This is a genomic window from Paenibacillus forsythiae T98 (assembly GCF_000520735.1).
GTDB classification, from domain to species: Bacteria; Bacillota; Bacilli; order Paenibacillales; family Paenibacillaceae; genus Paenibacillus_AQ; species Paenibacillus_AQ forsythiae.
In genome coordinates this window covers 1-21,550 of record NZ_ASSC01000122.1, presented here as the reverse complement: position 1 = coordinate 21,550, position 21,550 = coordinate 1, and the positions used below count along the sequence as shown (strand labels likewise).

16 protein-coding genes and 1 pseudogene are annotated in these 21,550 nt (G+C 54.3%); 7 read left to right on the top strand and 10 right to left on the bottom strand.

Annotated features, from left to right (window positions below; translation table 11 throughout):
- The 3 genes and pseudogenes from L692_RS0104255 to L692_RS0104245 all read right to left on the bottom strand — a co-directional run.
- On the bottom strand, window positions 1–1,182 hold a 1,182-nt coding region (locus L692_RS0104255), incomplete at its 3' end, for a spore germination protein (protein WP_025697521.1).
- A gap of 226 nt (window positions 1,183–1,408) precedes the next feature.
- Window positions 1,409–2,149 carry a glycerophosphodiester phosphodiesterase gene (locus L692_RS0104250; protein ID WP_025697519.1) on the bottom strand — a complete coding sequence of 247 codons (741 nt, stop codon included), beginning with the start codon at window positions 2,147–2,149 and terminating at the stop codon, window positions 1,409–1,411.
- Window positions 2,150–2,377: 228 nt separating this feature from the next.
- Window positions 2,378–3,272: pseudogene (locus tag L692_RS0104245) on the bottom strand (alpha-amylase family glycosyl hydrolase).
- Window positions 3,273–3,562: 290 nt separating this feature from the next.
- On the opposite strand from L692_RS0104245, the gene L692_RS0104240 reads away from it, so the two are divergent.
- Entirely contained in the window at window positions 3,563–6,511 is a 2,949-nt protein-coding gene (locus L692_RS0104240; protein ID WP_025697515.1) for a glycoside hydrolase family 66 protein, read from the top strand.
- A gap of 9 nt (window positions 6,512–6,520) precedes the next feature.
- On the opposite strand, the gene L692_RS0104235 is transcribed toward L692_RS0104240, so the two are convergent.
- From L692_RS0104235 to L692_RS0104220, 4 genes are all read right to left on the bottom strand, one after another.
- Window positions 6,521–7,339 (bottom strand): carbohydrate ABC transporter permease, encoded by an 819-nt coding sequence (locus L692_RS0104235; RefSeq protein WP_025697514.1) that lies wholly within the window; start codon window positions 7,337–7,339, stop codon window positions 6,521–6,523.
- Complete coding sequence (locus tag L692_RS0104230; protein ID WP_025697513.1) at window positions 7,339–8,205, bottom strand: carbohydrate ABC transporter permease; 867 nt, start codon at window positions 8,203–8,205, stop codon at window positions 7,339–7,341. Before L692_RS0104230 ends, L692_RS0104235 begins: the two co-directional genes overlap by 1 nt.
- Before the next feature lie 90 nt (window positions 8,206–8,295).
- Window positions 8,296–9,546, bottom strand: a complete 1,251-nt coding sequence (locus tag L692_RS0104225; RefSeq protein ID WP_025697510.1) for an ABC transporter substrate-binding protein — start codon at window positions 9,544–9,546, stop codon at window positions 8,296–8,298.
- 148 nt (window positions 9,547–9,694) lie between these two features.
- Window positions 9,695–10,699 carry a LacI family DNA-binding transcriptional regulator gene (locus tag L692_RS0104220; RefSeq protein WP_025697508.1) on the bottom strand — a complete coding sequence of 335 codons (1,005 nt, stop codon included), beginning with the start codon at window positions 10,697–10,699 and terminating at the stop codon, window positions 9,695–9,697.
- A gap of 213 nt (window positions 10,700–10,912) precedes the next feature.
- Here L692_RS0104220 and L692_RS0104215 point away from each other — a divergent pair, with 213 nt between their 5' ends.
- From L692_RS0104215 to L692_RS27725, 6 genes are all read left to right on the top strand, one after another.
- A complete protein-coding gene (locus L692_RS0104215; RefSeq protein ID WP_025697507.1) occupies window positions 10,913–11,881 on the top strand; it encodes a LacI family DNA-binding transcriptional regulator in 969 nt (322 codons plus the stop codon).
- Between the two features lie 471 nt (window positions 11,882–12,352).
- Window positions 12,353–13,255 carry an ABC transporter permease gene (locus L692_RS0104205; protein WP_025697506.1) on the top strand — a complete coding sequence of 301 codons (903 nt, stop codon included), beginning with the start codon at window positions 12,353–12,355 and terminating at the stop codon, window positions 13,253–13,255.
- A gap of 16 nt (window positions 13,256–13,271) precedes the next feature.
- On the top strand, window positions 13,272–14,159 hold the full coding sequence (locus tag L692_RS0104200; protein WP_025697504.1) for a carbohydrate ABC transporter permease: 888 nt from the start codon (window positions 13,272–13,274) through the stop codon (window positions 14,157–14,159).
- 112 nt (window positions 14,160–14,271) lie between these two features.
- Window positions 14,272–15,921: an extracellular solute-binding protein gene (locus tag L692_RS0104195; RefSeq protein WP_025697502.1), complete on the top strand. Its 1,650-nt coding sequence runs from the start codon at window positions 14,272–14,274 to the stop codon at window positions 15,919–15,921.
- 97 nt (window positions 15,922–16,018) lie between these two features.
- Window positions 16,019–18,271 (top strand): GH32 C-terminal domain-containing protein, encoded by a 2,253-nt coding sequence (locus L692_RS0104190; RefSeq protein WP_025697500.1) that lies wholly within the window; start codon window positions 16,019–16,021, stop codon window positions 18,269–18,271.
- A gap of 24 nt (window positions 18,272–18,295) precedes the next feature.
- Window positions 18,296–19,774 (top strand): glycoside hydrolase family 32 protein, encoded by a 1,479-nt coding sequence (locus L692_RS27725; RefSeq protein ID WP_036721923.1) that lies wholly within the window; start codon window positions 18,296–18,298, stop codon window positions 19,772–19,774.
- 419 nt (window positions 19,775–20,193) lie between these two features.
- Here the strand turns inward: L692_RS27725 and L692_RS0104180 are convergent, their stop codons facing one another.
- The 3 genes from L692_RS0104180 to L692_RS0104170 all read right to left on the bottom strand — a co-directional run bounded on the left by L692_RS0104180 (window position 20,194) and on the right by L692_RS0104170 (window position 21,375).
- A complete protein-coding gene (locus tag L692_RS0104180; protein WP_025697498.1) occupies window positions 20,194–20,448 on the bottom strand; it encodes a glutaredoxin family protein in 255 nt (84 codons plus the stop codon).
- Window positions 20,445–20,771, bottom strand: coding sequence for a bacillithiol system redox-active protein YtxJ (gene ytxJ / locus L692_RS0104175; protein WP_025697496.1), 327 nt, complete (start codon window positions 20,769–20,771; stop codon window positions 20,445–20,447). Before ytxJ ends, L692_RS0104180 begins: the two co-directional genes overlap by 4 nt.
- A 91-nt stretch (window positions 20,772–20,862) precedes the next feature.
- A complete protein-coding gene (locus L692_RS0104170) occupies window positions 20,863–21,375 on the bottom strand; it encodes a GNAT family N-acetyltransferase (RefSeq protein ID WP_025697494.1) in 513 nt (170 codons plus the stop codon).
- Window positions 21,376–21,550: the final 175 nt, after the last annotated feature.

Sequence of the window (21,550 nt, the reverse complement as noted above, 5' to 3'; positions counted from 1 at the left end):
TAGCACGAGCGCGCCCACGATGGAGACCGCAGGCCCGATGGCGCGCGGCATGCGCACCCCGGCTTCGCGCAGCACGTCAAAGGTCAGCTCCATGAGCAACGCTTCGATAAACGCCGGAAAGGGGATGCCTTCCCGCTGGGCGGCCAGGCTGATAAGCAGTGTGGTCGGCAGCATCTCCTGATGGAAGGTCGTGATGGCGATATACAGCGCCGGCAGCAGCATGGACACGAAAAAGGCGGAGTAGCGAATCAGGCGCAGAAAGGAAGAAATGTCAAACCGCTGGTAATAATCCTCGCTGGATTGAAAAAAGCTGAAGAATGTGGCGGGAGCCAGGAGGGCAAAGGGGGTTCCGTCAATAATGATGCCGACCTGCCCTTCCAGAATGCCGCCTGCCATGGCATCCGGCCGCTCTGTACTCATGATGGTCGGAAAAGGCGTCAAGCCGCCGTCCTGTATCAGTTCCTCAATATAGTTGCTCTCCAGAATGCTGTCCGTGTCAATGGCGCCCAGCCGTTTGCGAATCTCGGCAATCACCTGCTCGCTGGCGATGCCTTGGAGATACACGAGGGCGATGCCGGTCCGGGTGCGTCTTCCGATTTTATATTGTTCGATCCGAAGATCGGGGGTTTTCAGTCTCCGGCGCAGCATGGAGGTGCAGGTTCGCAGGCTCTCGGTGAAGCCTTCCTTGGGACCGCGGATGACCCCCTGCGAGGTCGGTTCATTGACGCTCCGCTTCTCCCAGAACGAAGTATTGGCGGCCAGCGCGACCTTGGCCCCGTCAAGCAGAATAATCGTATTCCCCTCGAACAGCATGCCGAGCAGGCTTTCTACCGTTTTACACTCCTGTATTCCTCCCACAGACAGAATCTGCTCTTTGATCAGAAGGAGAGCTTCCTCCGGCTGGTTGTCCTTAATACCCGGATGGCCTGTCAACGGCTGGATGATGGCTTGGGCAACCAGGTCCGTATTTACCAGCCCGTCGATATAAATGAAATTCATAGCGGGAGAATAGGAAGACGGGTTGGACAACGAACGGAACACGACATCGGCGCTCTCTCCGATGCAACGTTTGATTTCCGCCAGATTTACATCCAGAGAAGTCTCCAACGGATGGAAGGGAAGTATGCTGTTTGGCTCCGGCTTGAAATCGGATTTGCGGCTTGACAGAAACTTCAGCTTCATAGAATGCTCCCTCCAGGGCACAGCTTGTGGCTATGATGCTGTATTATTCCCGCGAATTTATTCCTTATTCTGACTTGGCGTTTCAGGAAGGGAGGGGCAGGCCGTCAGTCGAGGCGGACTTATGCGGGGCAATTTGCGGGACTTGTGACCGGGAGAATCAATGCACCTTTTGGCCCCGGGACACGGAAAGCCCGGTCCGCTTGTGGTAAGGGACCGGGCTTTCAATTTACTGGCCTTTGCGCTCCAGCAGCCTCGCGAGAACATCGGGCACATCCGTAATAATGCCGGCGACGCCCGCGTCAATCAGAAACTCCATCCGTTTCGGGTCGTTGACCGTGAACGGATGATAGACGACGCCGTTCTGCGCCGCATCCCGCACCCATTCAGGCAGCACCGCCCAATGATAGGCGTGCAGCGCCCGTGCCCCCACGGAGGCGGCATATTCCCATGGACGGTACAGGCCCTCCATGTACAGAATGCCGGTCTCCATATCCGGGGCCAGTTCCTTGAAGCGAGCCAGTGAATAATGATTGAAGCTGGAGATGACGACCCGGCTGCTCAGGCCGTAATTCCTGACGGCGGCGATGACCTTCTCTTCCATTCCGGGATAGAGGAAGACTCCATTCTTCAGCTCAATATTGAGGATCGTGTCCCGATCCTGCAGCAGCTCGAGCAGCTCCTCCAGCCGCGGGATTTTCTCTCCCTTGAAGCTGCCGTCCCCGAACCAGGCGCCCGCGTCGAGCGTCCGCAGCTCTTCCAGCGTCTTGTCCTTCACATAGCCTTTGCCGTTCGTCGTTCGGCTGAGCTCCTCGTCGTGAATGAGCACGAGCTGCCCGTCCCGGGTCATTTGCACATCCGTCTCAATGCCCGTCGCTCCGAGCGCAAGGCTGCGCCGGAAGGCCGCCATCGTATTTTCCGGACAGACCGCCGAAGCGCCCCGGTGGGCGAAATTTAATATTTTGGCCATATCTTTGTTCCTCCGTATTCTCGATTCCTGACTTCATTAATATAGTATTCTGCATCCATACCGTAAACCCTATGAGTATAGCTCTATATTGATGCCGGAGAATTAACGGGGAGTAAATTCAGGTTGTGCTGCCGGCAGGATGGGAGTCGCACTGAAAAAATAGAACGGGGCTGTCCCATAGCCATCTTCGGATGGCTTGTTTGGACAACCCCGCATTTGCGTCAGGAGTCAAACCGTATATTTATACACTCTCGCCTCGTAAGGGCGAAGCTCCAGATTACCAAGATCGGCCTCCTTACCCGCTTCGTAGTTGCCGATAAGCAGCTCAGGCTCATGAACCGCAAGCTCGGCCGGAACTGCGAAGCTTGCGGACTCGCCGAAGAAATTCAGAATCACGAGCAGTCTTTCGCCGCCAAGCGCGCAGATAAGCAAATACCTGCTCATTTTCCTCGGCTATTAATGTATAGTCCCCGTACACGATAATGCCATGCTGCTTGCGCAGCTCAATCAGCCGTCTGTAATAGTGGAAGATGGAATCAGGATCGGCCAGAGCCTGCTCCACGTTGATTTCCGTATAATTCGGATTTACCGCCAGCCAGGGCGTGCCGGTGGTGAATCCGGCCTGCGGCTCGCCGCTCCACTGCATCGGCGTGCAGCCGTTGTCGCGGCCCTTGATGTAGACCGAGTTCATAATGGCTTCCTTCGCATGTCCCGCAGCCAGATATTCCTCATGCATATTGATAATTTCAATATCCTTATAATCGCTGATCGAAGCGAATTTGACGTTCGTCATGCCGATTTCTTCGCCCTGGTATATATAGGGCGTTCCTTGAAGGGTGTGCAGTAGAGTCGCCAGCATTTTGCCCGACTCTTTGTGGTACACGGTATCGTTTCCGAATCTGGAGTCCCGGTCATGCAGACCTTGAAGAAGAACCTCCCAGTCGGCAATCATGCCGAATTCATCCATAATGTCCCGATAATTGCTGATATCGTATCCGTTGTCATCGTTGGGCGATTTGTACAGGGGGCAGAGCCATACGACGTCCACGCCGAGTGTCTTCAGATAATCCAGCTTGGAGATGATTCCTTGCAGGTCGCCGATGCCGTCGCCTTTACGCAACATTGTTCAAAAATAAATCCAAAATTTCCATACGCCACAAAATGTTTCTGTTAGGGAGTAAAAAAGGCGTCGGTCAAGTAAAGTAAGCGCTTAGTAAGCCAGGTGACTATTTTTGTCAATTCCAAAGAATCTTGAGTAGGCCGTAGAGAGAAATAACGGGGAAACGAAAATAGTATAAGAGATCCATTTACAAAAGAAGGAAAATCACTATATTCTGAGTAAATGCTTGATTTTGTACAACATAGCTTTCAGGAATGCCTGAGAGTCAAACTGCTGACGGGGGAGAAACGCTTGTGAGAACGAAAAAGGCAATAGCGTATATCTGTATGATGCTTATGCTGGCCCAGACCGGTACAACCGGATTTGGCCGCGCCGGAACGGCCGCGGCTGCGGTCACTCTGCCAGAACATAGAATAACGAAGATGGTTCCTTCCAAGGCCCGGTTTGCTCCGGGCGAGCCGGCCGAACTCATTCTGTCGCTGGATCAATCGGCTGCCTGGAGCGGCAAGCTTCATCTGCAAATATATCACTTGAGTACCCTGGTGGCGGAAGGCGTAAAGGATTTGACCTTGCAGAAGAACGGGAATGCCGAGCTGAAAGCGGATTGGACTCCGCCAACCGGTGATTTCAAAGGTTACATGGTCAAGGCCTGGATCGAGGGAGCAGCGGCTGATGACTATGTGACCGCAGCGGTCGACGTTTCGAGCGATTGGACCCATTTTCCGAGATACGGCTATGCGGCCGATTTTCCCAAGGAGACGGCGGCGGAGAGCGACGCGAAATTCAAAGAGCTTTCCAGGGAGTATTATATCAATGCCTATCAGTTCTATGATTGGATGTGGCGGCATGATGTATCCGTGTACTCGAAGACTGACCAGAATGGAAAGCCGGTGCTCGATGCGAACGGCCGCTTCATAACAGCACCGGTGGATGAGAATACGAGCTATACCGACCTGCTCGGGAGGCTCCTGTATCCGCTGACCATCAAGCAATCCGTGTCAGCGGCTCAGAAATACGGCTCCGCGGCCATGGCTTACGAAATGAACTATGCCGCGCGTGAGAATTATCAGGACTTCGGCGTCAAGCCGGAGTGGGGATTGTATAACAAGACGGCAGCCGAATCCAGAACGCCGGAGAAGGATCAGGTTGGCTTTCATTTTGACGGGGTGAAGCCGCATTCGACGGCGCTCTACCTGCAGGACCCCGGCAACCGGGAGTGGCAGTCTTATATCACACAGCAGTATGTCCGGGCCATCAACGATTACGGCTTTGACGGTATTCATCTGGACCAGTGGGGCGCAAGCGACCATGATTATTTGCTTGGCTACGATGGAACCAGGCGCTACTATTCGAAGGATTTTGATAAAATCATCAATGCAGCCAAGGGCGCTCTTGAAGCGAATAATGCGTCCAAAAGCAGCGTAACCTTCAACATGGTCGGAGGCCACAAGGGCTACAGCGCGGTGCCGAATCCGAATACGAAGACCGACTTCGATTACAGCGAAATCTGGCGGGATCAGGATAAGTACAAGGATCTTCAGCAGGTGGTGAGTGAGACTCGCGAGGCGGACGGCGGGAAGGCGATGGTTATCGCCGGCTATATGAATTACAAGGAGGCGACCGGCATTCATTATGACGGCTCCAAGGCGATAATTGATCCGGCAATGGTCCTGGACAAGGATACCGTCATGAACTTCGGACGCTTAAATGACACCGTATCGTTCGATGTGGACGTCCCGCAGCCGGGAGAGACCTCCCTCATCTACACTTATTCCAATGGAGGAACGGGGACTAGCCGGGCCGTGTATATTGACGGAACAAGAGCGGCCGATTTGAACGGAGAGCCTGCCCGGATCTATTTCTCTCCGACCGACAGCGGCAGTTCTTACAGCCAGGACGGATATTTTATCGTTCCCCATCTTGATGCAGGGAAGCACAGAGTAACTCTCAGAATAGACGAGGAGAGCGGGGAAGGCAGCGTCAACCTCAGAGGCCTGACACTGGGTTACTTCAATGAACCCTCCCTGCGGCTTATGGACGCCGGACTCGCAGCGCTGGGAGCTGCGCATATCGAAATCGGCACCGCCGAGCATTTTGGGGAAGGCCCGAATATGCTTGCCCATGAATACTATCCGAACCGAAGCAAGAAGATGCTGGAGTCAACGAAGGAATCCATGAAGGAGTACTACAAGTTCAACGCCGCTTATGAGAATCTACTGTTTGACAGCAAGGCCGATCTGACCGCAGAGGTGAGCGTGGAAGCGAGCGGCCGCCGCCTGGCAACCAGCGGCAGCGGAGCTCAGGATACGATCTGGACCACGGTTCGGAAGAACGTTTCGAATACCGGGTTTGAACGCTACGATGTACTGCATCTGATCAATCTGCTGAACAATGACGATAACTGGAGAAACGCCGCAAATGAGCCGGTTACGCAGAATTACCTTACAGTGACTTATGATATCGGAATAACGAAAGAGCAGGCGCCGAACCTGAAGGTGTATGCCGTCAGCCCGGATTCAGGGCATGGCATGCCGAAGGAGCTTTCGTACACCTGGGATGGAGACAGCCTGAAAATTAATCTGCCTGCATTAAAATACTGGACTATGATTTACATTGACAAAGCAAATAGCGCTGACGATGCGGTACACGCGGATATAAGCCATTTAAGCCCGTATATCGTGCTGGCTGACGGCAAGTTCTATCTGGATGTCCCTTCAAGTCACTGGGCATATGCCGCCATCCGTTCCTTGACGGCGAAGCAGGTGATTAACGGAGTGACTGATCGTACCTTTGCTCCGTCGGCCAAGGTTACACGTGCCCAGTTCGCCGCGCTGCTGGCCAGAGCGCTCCGGCTACAGAGCAGCGGACAGACACCGTTTCAGGATGTGCCTGCGGCGGCCTGGTATGCGTCCGGCGTTGCGGCGGCTTATGAAGCGGGGATCGTTGCCGGACATAGCGACGGCAAGTTCGCCCCAGGCGAAGCCATTACCCGGCAGGAAATGGCGGTCATGCTCGCCCAAGCCTTCGAGCGGGCGGGCGGCGGCTCTGCCGCGAACGGGCAGGACCTGACACTCCGGGATCGTCAGCTTATTGCGGCATGGGCGCTCCCCGCCGTGCAATCCGTCACCCATACCGGACTTATGTCCGGCCAGGTGGAAGGACGCTTCGCTCCGGCGCAGACGGCTACCCGGGCGGAAGCGGCCCAGGTTATCGCCAATCTGCTGAACAAGATGGGCAATTGATTCGTTGCTTTACTTGATGGCACCCTGCGTAATCCCGCTGATAATCCATTTTTGCGCGGACAGGTAGACGATAATCATCGGCAGCAGCGCCAGCAGATAGGAGGCGAAGGCCAGATTGAAGTCGGTGCTGAATTGCCCCTGGAACACGTACTGTACAAGCGGCAGCGTATATTGGCTCGGATCGGCAAGCAGAATGAGCGGGAGCAGGAAGTCGTTCCAGGTCGACAGGCTGGACAGAATAATGATCGTTGCGCTGATCGGACCAAGCAGCGGAAAAATAATCTTCCAGAAGGTGCCCCAGGTCGATGTGCCGTCCACCGTAGCGGCTTCTTCCAGCTCAAGCGGGATGGAACGGATATATCCGACATATACGAATACGTTGAACGGAAGGCCGTATACGATGTACAGGAGAATCAGCCCGGGAATATTGTTCATGGAGAGAGCGGTGGTTACCTTAACGACCGGCAGCATGATGATCTGAAACGGAATGAACATGGCGCTGACAAAATACAGATACAGGAGCTTGAAGAATCTCCGGTTCATGTTTCTTGCAATGGCATAGGAGACGAGCGAGTTGGTCAGCAGGATGCATCCAACCGAGACAATGGTGATGACTGCGCTGTTCTGAAGAGCATGGAAGAAATCCGTCGCTTTGATGGCGTTGCTGAAATTCTCAAAATGCAGCCCGGTAGGCAGCGAGAAAATCGATTGGGCCATTTCTTCGGGATTCTTGAGCGCGATGCCGACCGTCATGTACAGCGGGAACAGAATCAGGATCGAACCGAGCGCAATGAGAGCGGTCGCCGGCCAGTTGGTGTTTTTTCTCATTACAGGTCCATCTCCCGTCTTTGTAGGACTTTAATCTGAAACAGAGAAATCGCCACGATCACGATAAAATAAATGACCGCGTTCGCGGATTGATACGCAAATTCCCCGCCGGTGAATCCCCCTGTATAAATCAGGTGGGCGATCGATTGTGTGGAGCGTCCCGGTCCGCCTCCGGTCAAGGCGACGATCTGGTCAAAGATCATGAGTCCGCCCTTCATGGCCAGCACCATGTTGATGGTGAAGAAGGGGGCAAGCATCGGGAAGGTAATGCTCCAGAACTCTCTCCATTTGCTGGCTCCATCCAGACTGGAGGCTTCATAGAGATCCGCAGGAATCGTCTGCAGGCCGGCAAGATAGAGGATGGTGTTATAAGCGATACCCTGCCAGACGCCGACGATGACGATCCCCACCCATGCCCAGTCGGGATTTCCGAGAATATTTTGCGACAGGAAGCCGCTTCCAAGCTTTTCGCCCCATATCGTGAAGGCATTGGAGAACAGGTAGTTGAAAATATAGCCGACGATCAGGACGCCGAGCACATTCGGCAGAAAGTACACACTGCGGAAGAAATTCTTGGCTTTGATCTTGGCATTCAGTCCCAGCGCGATCAGGAGGCTGATGACATTGATAAGAATGGTAGCCGCAATGGCGTATTTAAAGGTGAAGAAGTAGGCGTTGTACACGTTCTCGTCTTTGAACACATTGATGAAGTTCTTCAAGCCGACAAAGCTGTACCCGTCGCTGAATCCGTCCCAGTTGGTAAAGGAGTAAAAAATGCCTTGAAGAGCGGGGAAGGTATGAAAAGCAAAGAACAGAAGCAGTGCGGGAATGGTCATCAAATAATATGCGATCCGGCGTTTAGCCATGAATTCCGTCCTCCTCAAAGAAGTGCCGGAGAGAGAAGGGGCCTTCTCCTCCAGCAGTCTTAAGCTTTGGTCGCCATTTCCGATGGAGACTTATTTGCGGTCGGCCACTTTATCCCATTCCGTGTCCAGCTTGCTTGTAAACGCGTCGATATCTTTCTTTTGCAGGAATTCCTGGAGAAGCGTATCGATCTTCATGGCTGCCGGGATGTAGTGGTCCGAGAAGTCAACGAGATTGCCTTGGGTAAAGGCCTCTTTCAAGCCTTCAACGCTCTTGTCATCCTGAGTTACACCGGTAATAGTAGGGAAGGCCTTTTGCTCGGTGATGTATTGGGTGACATTTTCCGGCTGCAGCATGAACTCGATGAATTTCTTCGCTTCCGCTTGGTGCTTGGATGTTTTGGAAACGGCCAGCAGCGTGTCTACGCCGGAAACCAGCTTGTTCTTGGACGGATCATTGGTTGCGGGAAGCACGAATACGCCCAGATCAATCGAAGGATTGGCTTTCTGAATTTCAGGAATCGCCCATACGCCTTGAAGATACATAGCCGCCTCGCCTTTGGCGAAGGCCACATTGCCGTCATTGTAGGTTTTGCCGAAAATATCCTTTTGCGCATATTCGGTCAATTGAAGCTGCTTCTGTGCGACTTCGTCCAGAGTGCCCGAGAATTTGACGGACCCGGCCTGACGCTGGCTATAGAAGTCGATGCCTGCGATATTGCTGCTCAGCGCATTGAACGCCGGGAGAGTCGTCCAGGAGTCCTTGAGCGTCATGTAGAAGGCGTTCTTGCCAGCCGCTTTGAATTTTTCGGCAACCGCGATGAATTCATCCCAGGTCTTTGGAACCTCTGCGCCCACCTCGGCGAACATGGCTTTGTTGTAGATCACACCGTTGGCATTGGCGGCGAACGGAACGCCGTTCAATTGATTGTTGGCGGTATAGTTCTTGAGCATGTCGGCATAGGCCGGCTGAATATTCTGGACAACGGGATCACTGGAGAGATCTTCGAACACGCCGCCGGTTGCAAGGCTCTTGAATGTGTCCGTTGCGCCCAGACCGACCACATCCGGAATATCTTTCTTTGCGGCGCGTGTCTTGAGCACGGTTTCGGCGTCAGGAGGATTGACCTGGGTAACGACGATATTGGGGTTAGCTTCATTGAACTTGGCGACCAGCTTGTCGAAGGAGGCTTTCGCTTCCGCTTTGTTCTGGAAGAACTCAATTTTGACTTTGCCTGAGGAGCTGCCGCCGTTTGCGCTGTTGTCCGAGGAACTGTTGCCGCAGGCGCCCAGCAGCGACATAGCGAGCATACCTGCAAGTACGGTTGTTATTCCTTTTTTCATGTCAAATCCCCCTAAACTGAAATTTAATAGCAGACACTGCTACGTAAACGTTTAACCTTCTAACCTGCGGAGTCCCAGCCCTCATAATCCAGGGAAGGCAACCGTTTGCAATTCCAGTTAAACGTTTACGTTATATTCATAAAAAGACTCAGGCAAGCGTTCTTACCGTCTGTCTTTCTATAATCGAATGAGACACAATGGTTCCGGGAAGCGTTTCGCCCGTTTCAATACAACGGATCATCGTTTCGGAAGCGATTTTGCCCATCTCCCGAAGGGGTTGGCTGACGGTTGTCAATGGAGGCACGACCATGTTGGCCAGTTGAACTCCGTCAAATCCGATGACTGAAATATCCTCTGGAACCCGGAGTCCGAGTTTATAGGCGGCTGAAAGTACGCCGATTGCCATTTCGTCACTGGCCGCAAACACGGCCGTTATTTCCGGGACGGTGCGCATCAGCGTTTCAAATTGGATACATCCGCTTTCAAATCTGAAATCGCCGTATACGAGATATCGGCTGTCGAAGGGAATTTGGTGCTTCTGAAGCGCCCTCATATATCCGTCCACACGGGGGGTCCCGGATAACAGATCCTCTTTTCCGCCGCTGATCATGGCGATTTTGCGATGCCCTTTGCCGATGAGGAATTCTACCGCGTCGCATGCGGCCAGGCAGTCATCAATCTTCACGTAAGGAACTGTAGTGTGATTGGATGCAGCAGATACGAGCACGACCGGGATATTCATGGCCTGGATTGCTTCGTAATACTCCTCCTTTAATAAACTGCTGGAGAAAATGATTCCGTCAACCTGCTTTTCCCGCAAAAGCTGCAAATACTTCATGGTGCGCTTGCCGTCGTCGTCGGTGTTGCAGACCACAACGCTGTAATTCCGGCCGTGGGCATAATCTTCAATACCCTGCAAAATGTCCGAGGAGAAGTTGCTTGACACATTCGGAAACAGTACGCCGATCGTATGCGTGCGCTTATTGATCAGGCCGCGCGCGATCGCGTTGGGCTGGTAGCCTAATTCCCGAATGGCCTCGTTGACCTTCTGTTTTGTCTTGTCGGAGTATCCGCCCAAATTGTTCAGCACCCGGGAGACCGTAGCGATGGAAACGTTTGCTTTTTTGGCTACATCTTTTATTGTAGGATTCATTCGGTTCCCCCCAAACGGCTAACAGCTTATGTAAAGCGCTTTCCATTGAGGACAATAACTAATAACAGACAACGTAAACGCTTAACTAAAATATAAGCCCACTGCGGAGTTCTGTCAATCGGCAAGCGAAAAAAATGAGCAAGATTTATGTTGAAACGTTTCCAAATCAATGCTATGATAGCGCTATCAAAGATGTTTTAGCGGAGGAAGCTTATGGCCAGTATTAAGGATGTTGCCAATTTGGCAGGTGTAGCCGTCGGAACGGTCTCCAGAGTTATCAACAATGCCGGAGCGGTTAAACCCGCAACCCGCGATAAGGTCAAGGCCGCTATCGAGCAGTTGAATTACGTGCCGGATGAGGTTGCGCGCAACTTCAAGATGCAGAAATCGAAGATGGTTGCCCTGATGCTGCCGAGCATCTGGAACCCGTTTTTTTCGGAGCTTGCCTATTATATTGAAGATGAACTGGACCGGAGCGGGTTCAAGCTGATGCTGTGCAACAGCGGGGGCAAGCCGGAGAAGGAGCTGTACTACTTCGATATGCTCAAGCAGAACAAGGTGGCGGGAATTGTCGGGATTACCTATAACGACATTGAGAGCAGCGTAAGCGCGGGCATCCCCATGATTAGCATTGACCGGCATTTCAGCAAGCAGATTACCTGCGTGACCTCGGACAACTTCGAAGGCGGCCGGATCGCGCTCAGGAAGCTTGTCCAGGCCGGGTCGAAGAAGCCCGCATTTCTGGGCAATGTGCCCTCGATGTACAGTGAAACGCTGCGGCGCAAGGATGGCTTCGTGCATGAAGCGCAGGCCCTTGGGATTCCCTATGCCGTATACGAAGAACCCGACGCGATCAAGAATGAGGATGAGTATTACAGCAACTTCCTGAGGCGGCATCCGGACATCGACGGTGTGTTCGCCATCACGGATATGACCGCCGCCAGATATATCGAGACAGCCAAAGAGGCCGGCATTCGCGTGCCCGAGGATGTAAAGGTGATCGGCTATGACGGCATACAGGATCATCCGTACTTTCATCCCGTTCTGTCCACGATCCGCCAGCCGGTGGAGGAGATGGCAAGAACGGCCGTCAAGCTTCTGCTGGGGAAGGTGGAAGGGGAGGCTCTGGAGCAGGAGGTCTTCTGTATCCCTGTAACCTATCGGGCAGGCGAGACGACCTGATGTCTGGAGCATAAAGCGCAGGCTGCGTCTGCCGCTGTATTGCCTACTTGAGAAACGGATGCCTGAACAGCGGCTCAGGCCGCCAAGCTTTGGGAGCAATAGGCTTAAGCGGGAGGCATAGATGGTTGTGCTTGCATTAATTTGGAAACGTTTCAATCAAAGACGACGGCATATGATCCAACCCATAGATGTGTCAGTAACCTTAGAAGGAGATCGTGTCCCGTAAGCGAAATGTCAGGGAAAACTAGAACAAATTCGAAAGGGGAAAAGCACGCAATGCCATCCAAACCGAGGCGTCATTTCATGTGCCGTCTTATATCGGCACGGAATGCTATATCAAGATCGTGGATAACGCCACGGGCTGCTGGGGCCATATCAACGTGGACGATGTGAACGTGCCGGTGCAGTAAGCGCACCGCGGGCGGCGCCGGATTCTTCCGCGTAACATCGAATAGCCGGAGGGAGTCATATATGAGAAAGCTAAAAGCTGCAAAGAAAAATTGGGAACTGTATTTGCTGCTTATTTTGCCAGTTGCTTACTTTATCATTTTTCGGTATGTCCCCATGTACGGCGTGCAGATCGCTTTTAAAGATTTTATGCCGCGCGCCGGAATCTGGGGAAGCCCCTGGGTGGGATTACAGTATTTCCGGGAGTTCTTTGAATCGTACAACTTCTGGACGATCATCAAGAACACGGTTCTGCTAAGCGTCCTGAACCTGCTGATCTCCTTCCCCATTCCCATAATCATCGCCATTCTGCTTAATCAATTAGCCCGGGAGAAGCTGAAGAAGTTCGTTCAGACCGTAATCTACGCCCCTTATTTCATCTCAACCGTTGTGCTTGCCGGTATGATCATCGTGTTTCTGTCGCCAAACAGCGGACTGATCAATCATCTCATCGGAGCGTTCGGAGGAGAGCCGGTGCTGTTCATGTCCGAAGCCGGCTGGTTCCGCCCGATTTATATTATGAGCACAGTCTGGCAGGAGACCGGGTTCGCCACGATTATTTATCTGGCCGCGCTGGCCGGCATCGACCCGCATCTGCATGAAGCCGCCGTCGTGGACGGAGCGAACAAGTGGCAGCGCATCCGCCACATTGATCTGACCGGCATTCTTCCCACCATTACCGTGCTGTTTATTCTGGCCGTCGGCAACCTGATGAACGTAGGGTTCGAAAAAGCCTTTCTGCTGCAAACCGATCTCAACATCGACGCGTCGGAGATTATTTCAACCTATGTGTACAAAATCGGCATCCAGCGCGCGCAGTACAGCTTCTCGGCGGCGATCGGGCTGTTTAACGCGGCGATCAATCTGGTGCTGCTGCTCATCGTAAACCGGGCGGCCAAAAAGATAAGCGGGAACGGATTGTTCTAGAAAGGGGGGACAGCGCATGCTGCGAATGAAAAAGCTGAAAAGCGATATCGCCTTCGATGTGATGAATTTTATCGTGCTGGGCGGGTTTACGCTGATGATTCTGTATCCGCTTTATTTTATAATCATCGCTTCCATCAGTGATCCGAATCAAATTTATGCAGGCAATGTATGGCTGTGGCCCAAGGGGATAACCTTTGACGGCTACCAGCGGATTTTCAGCGACAACACCATCTGGATCGGTTACCGGAACTCCTTGTTCTACGCCGCTCTTGCGGCGGTCATCAGCTCGGTGCTGACCATTATGGCCGCTTATCCGCTGTCGCGCAAAGACCTTTACGGCCGGAACGCCATTATGATGATTTTTGTCGTCACGCTCTTTTTTAACGGGGGCATTATTCCGACCTACCTGCTGGTCAAAAATCTGCACATGATCAATACCATCTGGGCGGTTGTGCTTCCCGGAGCGGTTGACGCGTTCGCCATCATTATCGCCAGGACGTTCTTCCAGAGCTTGCCTGACGAGCTTCGGGAGGCGGCGGCCATCGACGGTTGCACCAATCTGCGGTATATCTGGAGCGTTGTCGTGCCGCTGTCCAAGCCGATTATCGCCGTGCTTGTGCTGCTGGCCGTGGTTCGCCAGTGGAACGGATTCTTTGACGCCCTGATCTATGTGAACGACTCGTCGCTGTACCCGCTGCAGCTCATTCTGAGGAACATCCTGATCCAGAACCAGCCCTCGGGGGATATGCTGACGGACATTACGACACTGGTGGCCCAGCAAAAGGTAACCGAGCTGATCAAATTCGGAGTCATCATTGTGGCGGCGCTCCCGCTCCTTACGCTGTATCCGCTGCTTCAACGCTATTTTGTCAAAGGCGTTATGATCGGTTCGGTCAAGGGCTGAGGCGAAGCCGGAGCGGTCCGTTAACACCTGAAAGGAGGTGAGGCCCGGCAATTGCAAGGATGGCAAGCGTCTGTACCAGGGCAAGTCATCATAAAGGGAGGTTTGATTCGCAATGTATAGAAAAATGTCCATGATTCTCGGGACGGTCTTGTGCGCTTCCGTCATTATGACGGCATGCAGCGGCGGGAACAATGCTTCGGGCAATACTCCGGCGGCGTCCAGCACGGCTACGGACAGCGGTGGCAGCGGAGATTCCGCCGGGTTCCCGCTGAAAGAGAAGCTGACGCTGAAAGCGGTGGCGAAGCGCCCTGCGCTGGCGCCCAGCGATTTCAACGATTTCGAGCTGGTGAAGCGGCTGGAGTCAGAGACCAATGTCCATGTGGAATGGACCACTATCGTCGATACGGATTACGACCAGAAGAAGAATCTGCTGCTGGCAAGCGGTACCTTGCCGGATATGTTCTACGGAGCGGCCTTTACGGACACCGAGCTGCTGCATTACGGACAGGACGGCACCATTATTCCGCTTAACGACCTGATCGACAAGCATATGCCGAATCTGAAGGCGCTCTTTGAGAAGCGCCCGGACATCAAAGCGCTCGTTACGGCTCCCGACGGCAACATCTACTCGCTGCCTGTAGGCGAGGAGCTGGGAAGCGGACAGGAGGATATCGGCGCCAATCCGGACTTTCTGTATATTAACGCCGACTGGCTGAAGAACCTTGGCCTTGAAATGCCGAAGACGCTGGAAGAGTATCACAACATTTTGAAAGCGTTTAAAGATAAAGACCCGAACAAGAACGGGAAAAAGGACGAAATTCCGCTCTCCTTCATCAACGCTTATTGGACCGGGGATATCGGCTACCTGCTGGGCGCGTTCGGCGAATCCGACAAAACGTACCAGCCGGGGAACAACACCTACTCCGAGCATCTGAACGTCAAAGATGGAAAGGTATACTACGCCGCTCTGCAGCCGGGATACAAAGAAGCGATCAAGTATTTCCACACCTGGTTTGAAGAAGGTCTGGTCGATATCGAATCCTTCACGCATAACGACGCGCAGTACCTGGCTAAAGGCAAGACGGAAGACGAAACGCTCGGCTCGTTCCTCTGGTGGGACCGCACTGACGTTGTAGGCGGGGAGCGGGATGACCATTATCCGATCGTGCCGCCGTTTAAAGACATGGTGGTGAAATGGAATAACGGCTCGGCTATTAACAGAGGCGGCACGGTCATTACGGAAGCGAACAAGAATCCGGAGGTAACCGCCGAGTGGCTCGACAAACTGTACGAACCCGTTACGGCGGCGGAAGTCCATTGGGGACCGATCGGCACATGGTTTGAGAAAGACGCAAGCGGACTGCTCGTTCAGAAGAAGGATATCGAGAACCCGGGCGAATTCCGGCGGACGGTTGCTCTGGGCGGGGCGGGCGTCATTACGGGCGAGGATTTCGAGAAGATAGTCGCGCCCGAGCCGCGCGCGAAGCAGCGGATGGACGACATCAAGAATATTTTCGTGCCGCAGATGGAGAAGGAGCATTTCCCGCTGATCTTCTTCACGGATCAGGAGCTGCAGACGATTGACCGCCTGAAACCGGAAATCCAGACCTACACGAACAAGATGCGCGCCCAGTGGCTGATGGACGGCGGCGTCGATGAAGGCTGGGATAAATATAACGCCGATCTGAAGAAAATGGGCATCGAGGACCTGATGAAGGTCTATCAGGACGGCTACGACCGCTATCTGAAGGCTCAGAAGTAACAGCCGCCGATCAAGCCGCATCCGGGAGAGGGGCCAAGAACCCGGGAAGCTCTGGTCTCCCTCCCGTTAAACAAGCGGAAAGAATGGAGAGAACAAGTTGAGCAAGCCGTTCGCATACTGGACTTTCGATGAAGGCCAGGGAAATCGGGCCGCGGACTCTATATTCGGCCAGGCCGACACTATACAATTTGCGCTCTCCAAAGGGCGTTTCCAGGCGCCGAGAGATCCGGTCTGGGCTGACGGAATCAAGGGGAAGGCGCTGTCTTTTGACGGGTACTCCACGTTCATCCGCCGCCCGGCTGCGCAAACCGTGCAGCCATCGGATAATCTTACGATAACGGCGTGGATTGCCCCACGGACTTATGATTACGGAGCGGAGAAGCGGCTGTCGGCCATTGTCAACCAGCATAGCCGGGAGAGAAAGGAAGGCTATATCCTGGGCTTGTTCAAGCACGGAGCCTGGTCGTTTCAGGCGGGAGCGGGCGGCGAATGGCTGGAGCTATGGGCCTTCGAGCCGGTTCCGCTTCACAGGTGGTCGATGGTGAGCGCCGTCTTCGATGGCCGCGAAGGGCGGATATCGCTCTATATCAACGGACGGAAGACGGCAGAAACGACTGCCGATCACCCCTTGAAAATCGCCCCGAGCAGTGCTGATCTGCTCATCGGGCGCAACAACGACGGCGTAGTTCTGGCGGAATCCTTCATTATGAACAACTTTGACGGCTGGATGGACGAACTGGCCCTGTATGACCTGGCGCTGACGGAGGCCGAAATCCGGGAGCAGTACGAGCAGGAGCTTCGTGCCCATGGCAGCGTTATTCCGCTGATCGACCGCAAGGCGATGGCAATCCCGCGCGCGTACTTCGCCGAAGATCGGCACCGGCCGCAGTATCATATGAATCCGCCCGGTCACTGGATGAATGAGCCGCATGCGCCGCTCTACTTCGAAGGACAATATCACCTGTTCTACCAGCAGAATCCCCAAGGCCCGTTCTACCATTATATTCACTGGGGGCATGCCGTTAGCCCGGATCTCGTTCATTGGCGGGATTTGCCTGCCGCGCTCAGCCCGGAGCCCGGACTTGACCCGGACGGCATCTGGTCGGGAAGCGCCTCCTATGATCCGGAAGGACTGCCGGTGCTGTTCTATACCATCGGAAATAACGGGGAGACTCCCAATCAGTCAATCGGCCTGGCGAGAAGCACATTCTCCGAAGATGGCGATAATGATTTGACAAGCTGGATCAAGCATCCTTCCCCGATTGTCAGGCAGGAGCGGGGAGCCGGTCTGTTCGGTGAATTTCGCGATCCTTTTGTCTGGAAAGAAGACGGAATCTATTATATGCTTGTCGGAACGGGAGCGGGCGGGCCGGAGGAAGGCGGAACGGCTCTGGTGTACGTCTCCTCCGATATGCTGAACTGGGAAGGTCGTGGGCCGCTGTATATCAGCGATTACGGCAAATATCCGTACCTTGGTACAGCCTGGGAGCTTCCGGTCCTGCTGCCGCTCCCGCTTGAAGGAGAAGAAGGAGCCGGTTCGGGCAAGCATGTCCTGCTCATCAGTCCATGGGGAGAAGGCGCCAAGGTTGAGGTCAACTACTGGATCGGCGTCTGGGACCCGAAAGCGTGCAGGTTTTATCCGGAGCACGAAGAGCCGGGCTTGATCGACGTCGGCGATTTTCATTTCACGGGACCCAGCGGCATGGTTGATCCGCGTACCGGACGCTCGCTCGTCTTTACGATTGCCCAAGGCGAGCGGACGCCGGAGATCGACTATGATTGCGGCTGGGCGCATGGCGCGGGCATGCCGGTGTCGCTGTTTCTGCGGTCCGACGGACGGCTTGGCGTCGAGCCGGTGGAGGAGGCGGCACTGCTTCGGGGAAGACGGCTGTTGTCAGCGTCCGGCAGCGATCTGGACGAGATCAACCGGCAGTTGGCCGGCATCAGCGGAGATATGCTGGAGATTAAGCTGCGCTTTCATTCATGCCAGGCGGAGCAGGTCGGCATTTCCCTCCGCCGTTCGCCGGGCGGCGAGGAGGAGACGGTCATCCGGTTTCACCGCTCACGGCAGCGGCTTGAGGTTGACCGGACGAAGACGACGCTGGACGCGAGGGAACGGACCCGGGGCATTCAGGGAGGCGAGCTTCCAATTGGAGAAGAAACCTTACGGCTGCATATTTTCGTGGACCGGTCGCTGATTGAATGCTACGCAGGCGGGCTGAAAAGTCTGACCACCAGGGCCTATCCATCAAGGCTGGACGCGCTTGGTCTGCTGCTGTGGTCGAGCGGCCCGGCAGGGCAAATCGATATGGAAGTATGGGAGATGGCCCCCGCTTATCAAGCTCAATAATACAGAGACAAAGGAGATGCAGGAGTGTCTACAAAATCATACAGTGAAACGTTTCGACCGCAATTTCATTATTCGCCGGAGGCCAACTGGCTGAACGATCCCAACGGCCTCGTCTGGTACGAGGGAGAATATCATCTGTTCTATCAGCATCATCCTCACAGCTCGGTATGGGGCCCCATGCATTGGGGTCATGCTGTAAGCAGGGATCTGGTCCACTGGGAGGAGCTTCCCATTGCGCTCCATCCCGATCATAACGGGGCGATCTTCTCGGGAAGCGCGGTTGTGGACTGGCGTGACACGACAGGCTTTTTCAACGGAGGCTCCGGTCTGGTTGCGGTATTCACCCATCACGATACACAGACTCCGGGCGGGGAGCCGCGCCAAAGCCAGAGCCTTGCTTACAGCGCGGATAAGGGAAGAACCTGGACGATGTATGAAGGCAATCCGGTTCTGGAGGACGATCAGCACGTCGATTACCGCGATCCCAAAGTGATTTGGGATGAAGAGAGGGAACGCTGGGCGATGGTGCTCGCCGCAGGCCAGCGTATTCTGTTCTACCACTCCCCCGACCTGATTCATTGGTCCTTAGGCAGCGAATTCGGCGCGTCGGAAGGCTCGCATGACGGGGTCTGGGAATGCCCCGACCTGTTCAGGCTCCCGGTTGACGGGCGCAGCGGTGAATCCAGGTGGGTGCTTATCGTCAGCATCGGACCGAATGATGAGCTGGCGGAAGGCTCGCGGACCCAATATTTTGTAGGGGAATACGACGGTGTCTCCTTTGTGAACGACAACGCGCCGGAAACCGTGCTGTGGCTGGATCATGGAAGGGACAATTATGCCGGGGTGACCTGGTCGGACGTTCCGGCGCAGGATGGGCGTAGGCTGTTCATCGGCTGGATGAACAATTGGAAGTACGCTAATCTGCTGCCGACGGAAGGATGGAGAGGCGCGATGACGCTGCCGAGGGAGCTTGGCCTCGTCGCTTGCGAAGAAGGCGTCCGGCTGCGCCAACTGCCGGTTGGGGAGCTTGAAGCGCTCAGAGAGCCGAAGCTTCAGATGGACCATACGGTGATCAAGGCTGGGGACGGCAACATTTTGCAGGATGTTCACGGCAGTACGCTGGAAATTGAAGCAGAAATCAGGCTTTCAGGCGCGCCCGGCTTCGGCTTCCGGCTTCATGGCTCCGGCGGACAGGGAACGGTCATCGGTTATGACGCGGCCCGCAGCTATCTGTTCATTGACCGCAGAAATGCCGGCGTATCGGATTTTCATTCCGACTTCTCCTGCGAGCACGGAGCGGAACTGAAGCCCGAGGACGATATCATCAAGCTTCGGATATTTATAGATCACTCCTCTGTCGAAGTGTTCGCGGGCGGCGGGTGTGTCGTGCTGACGGATCAGGTGTTTCCTGACCCCGCGCATCAGGAGCTGGAGCTGTACGCCAACGAAGGAAGCATTGAAATTATGTCTTTGAGCATCTACGGCTTGAAATCCATTTGGTGACAAACGAAAAGGAGCTTTACTTCGCTGTTGCGGCGGAGTAAGGCTCCTCTTTGTCTGCCATTATGATTAATGAACATGGAAACAGGGTTCCCGAGTAGCTAACTGGAATTTCTCTCGTTAATCTTGCGGAATGCGGCTGTAGCGGCTGTGCTAACCGGAAAATCTCCCTTTAATTCGTCGGTTCTCGTGATGCTTAGGGGAAAGGGAGCGAATGAACTGGAGAAAATCCCGCTAAATGCTGGAAACTCTACTTTTCGCCGAAATTAACTGGAGGAAATCCGCTTAGTTGCCCGGCAAACGTCTTTGTACGAAATCAACTTGGAAGAATTTCTGCTCATCCGGGTCAGCGCAATAAATCAATCTTGCGGGCAGCCCCGGGACGGTTGCCGGGTACGGAAGCCGACCCGGCGCGGATGGCGTCAAGCTTGCTTCTTCAGCCCTGCCGTGGCAATCAGTTCCTTCAGCTCGCCGTGGTTGAATCCCTTGACCGCTCTGCCTCCGGCAACGGTAACCGGAATACCCATGAAGCCGAGACGCTCCACTTCTTGCTGGTAAGCGTCGCTTGCCATAATATCCCGGACCTCGAACGGGATGCCTTCGCCCTGAAGCAGCTGCTTCACCCGGCTGCAATCGCCGCAGCCCTCGGTGGAGTAGACGATCACTTGCGCGCTCATTGGCTTACAGCCTCTTTAATGCTCGATTGCGTGATTTTCCAGTGGGACGTATTCCAGCGCACCTCGCTGCCATCAAGCAGGAAGATTTGCGGAGATTCGTGCTTGATGCCGAAGTCTTCGGCGATTTTGTTGGAAACCGGACGGTCCTCGATCACGAGCACAACGGCGGCTTCGGTATCATTGTCTTTCAGATAGGACTGGAACTCTTCATACGCTTTTGCGCTGATCGGACAGGTTGTGCTGTGCTTGAACAGCAGCTTCTTGCCGGGCTTAGCCTTATACTGCTCCAGCTCGTCTGCGGAGTGGAGATGCTGAATGGACATCTAATCACCTTCCTTAATATAGTTGCTTATTTACGGTAATTGCAACTTAGATTGTAACATAGTTCAAAATTAAAGCAATCGGTAGTACAGCCTATAGAAGCTGCTTATAATAAAATACCGTCTCATGCAGCTCCCCATCCGCCGACCGGGCATAATCCGGAATTCTTCCAGCTTCCACGTATCCGAGCGATTGATACAGAGAGTTGGGCGGATCGCCTGCGCGGGTATCCAGCACGAGCAGCGTCCGGCCATCCGCCGACGCGAACGCTTCGGCCATTTCCATCAACAGGCGGGCAATGCCCCGGCGGCGGCGCTCCGGATGAACCATCAGCTTGGCGATTTCCGCGCGGTGCAGCCCGTTTGGCTTCAAGGCAAGATGAAGCTGCACACTTCCGGCGATCCGGCCGTTGTCCCAAGCGACCCATAGTAGAACACCTTCGCCGGGCACGCCCCGCCAATACCGGGCGGCTTCCGCTTCAGCGAGCGGCGGCAGAAAACCGACGGATGCTCCGTCCTCCACCACTCTGCTCAGCAGCCCTCCCAGCTCCCGCTCCAATCCTTCGTCCATTGCGTCTACCTGTTCAATACGAATCCCGGTTGTCATTAACAGTCCCCTTTCCGGCCAGTCGGTCAATGTTGGAAATGATTCTTTATGCTACCCATTATACCGGGGCATGAGGAAGTTACCAATCCTGACTGTAAGGTTTCGGGAGCGGGAGCCAGTCGGCATAAGCCTGCATAGCAAAAAACAGGAACTGCTCCGGCCTTCAATGGCTGGA

Excerpts from the sequence above, each read along its gene's own strand:
- L692_RS0104250 (WP_025697519.1), bottom strand. The coding sequence starts at position 2,149 with ATGGCCAAAATATTAAATTTCGCCCACCGGGGCGCTTCGGCGGTCTGT.
- L692_RS0104235 (WP_025697514.1), bottom strand. The coding sequence starts at position 7,339 with ATGAGAAAAAACACCAACTGGCCGGCGACCGCTCTCATTGCGCTCGGT.
- L692_RS0104230 (WP_025697513.1), bottom strand. The coding sequence starts at position 8,205 with ATGGCTAAACGCCGGATCGCATATTATTTGATGACCATTCCCGCACTG.
- L692_RS0104225 (WP_025697510.1), bottom strand. The coding sequence starts at position 9,546 with ATGAAAAAAGGAATAACAACCGTACTTGCAGGTATGCTCGCTATGTCG.
- L692_RS0104220 (WP_025697508.1), bottom strand. The coding sequence starts at position 10,699 with ATGAATCCTACAATAAAAGATGTAGCCAAAAAAGCAAACGTTTCCATC.
- L692_RS0104215 (WP_025697507.1), top strand. The coding sequence starts at position 10,913 with ATGGCCAGTATTAAGGATGTTGCCAATTTGGCAGGTGTAGCCGTCGGA.
- L692_RS0104205 (WP_025697506.1), top strand. The coding sequence starts at position 12,353 with ATGAGAAAGCTAAAAGCTGCAAAGAAAAATTGGGAACTGTATTTGCTG.
- L692_RS0104200 (WP_025697504.1), top strand. The coding sequence starts at position 13,272 with ATGCTGCGAATGAAAAAGCTGAAAAGCGATATCGCCTTCGATGTGATG.
- L692_RS0104195 (WP_025697502.1), top strand. The coding sequence starts at position 14,272 with ATGTATAGAAAAATGTCCATGATTCTCGGGACGGTCTTGTGCGCTTCC.
- L692_RS0104180 (WP_025697498.1), bottom strand. The coding sequence starts at position 20,448 with ATGAGCGCGCAAGTGATCGTCTACTCCACCGAGGGCTGCGGCGATTGC.
- ytxJ (WP_025697496.1), bottom strand. The coding sequence starts at position 20,771 with ATGTCCATTCAGCATCTCCACTCCGCAGACGAGCTGGAGCAGTATAAG.
- L692_RS0104170 (WP_025697494.1), bottom strand. The coding sequence starts at position 21,375 with ATGACAACCGGGATTCGTATTGAACAGGTAGACGCAATGGACGAAGGA.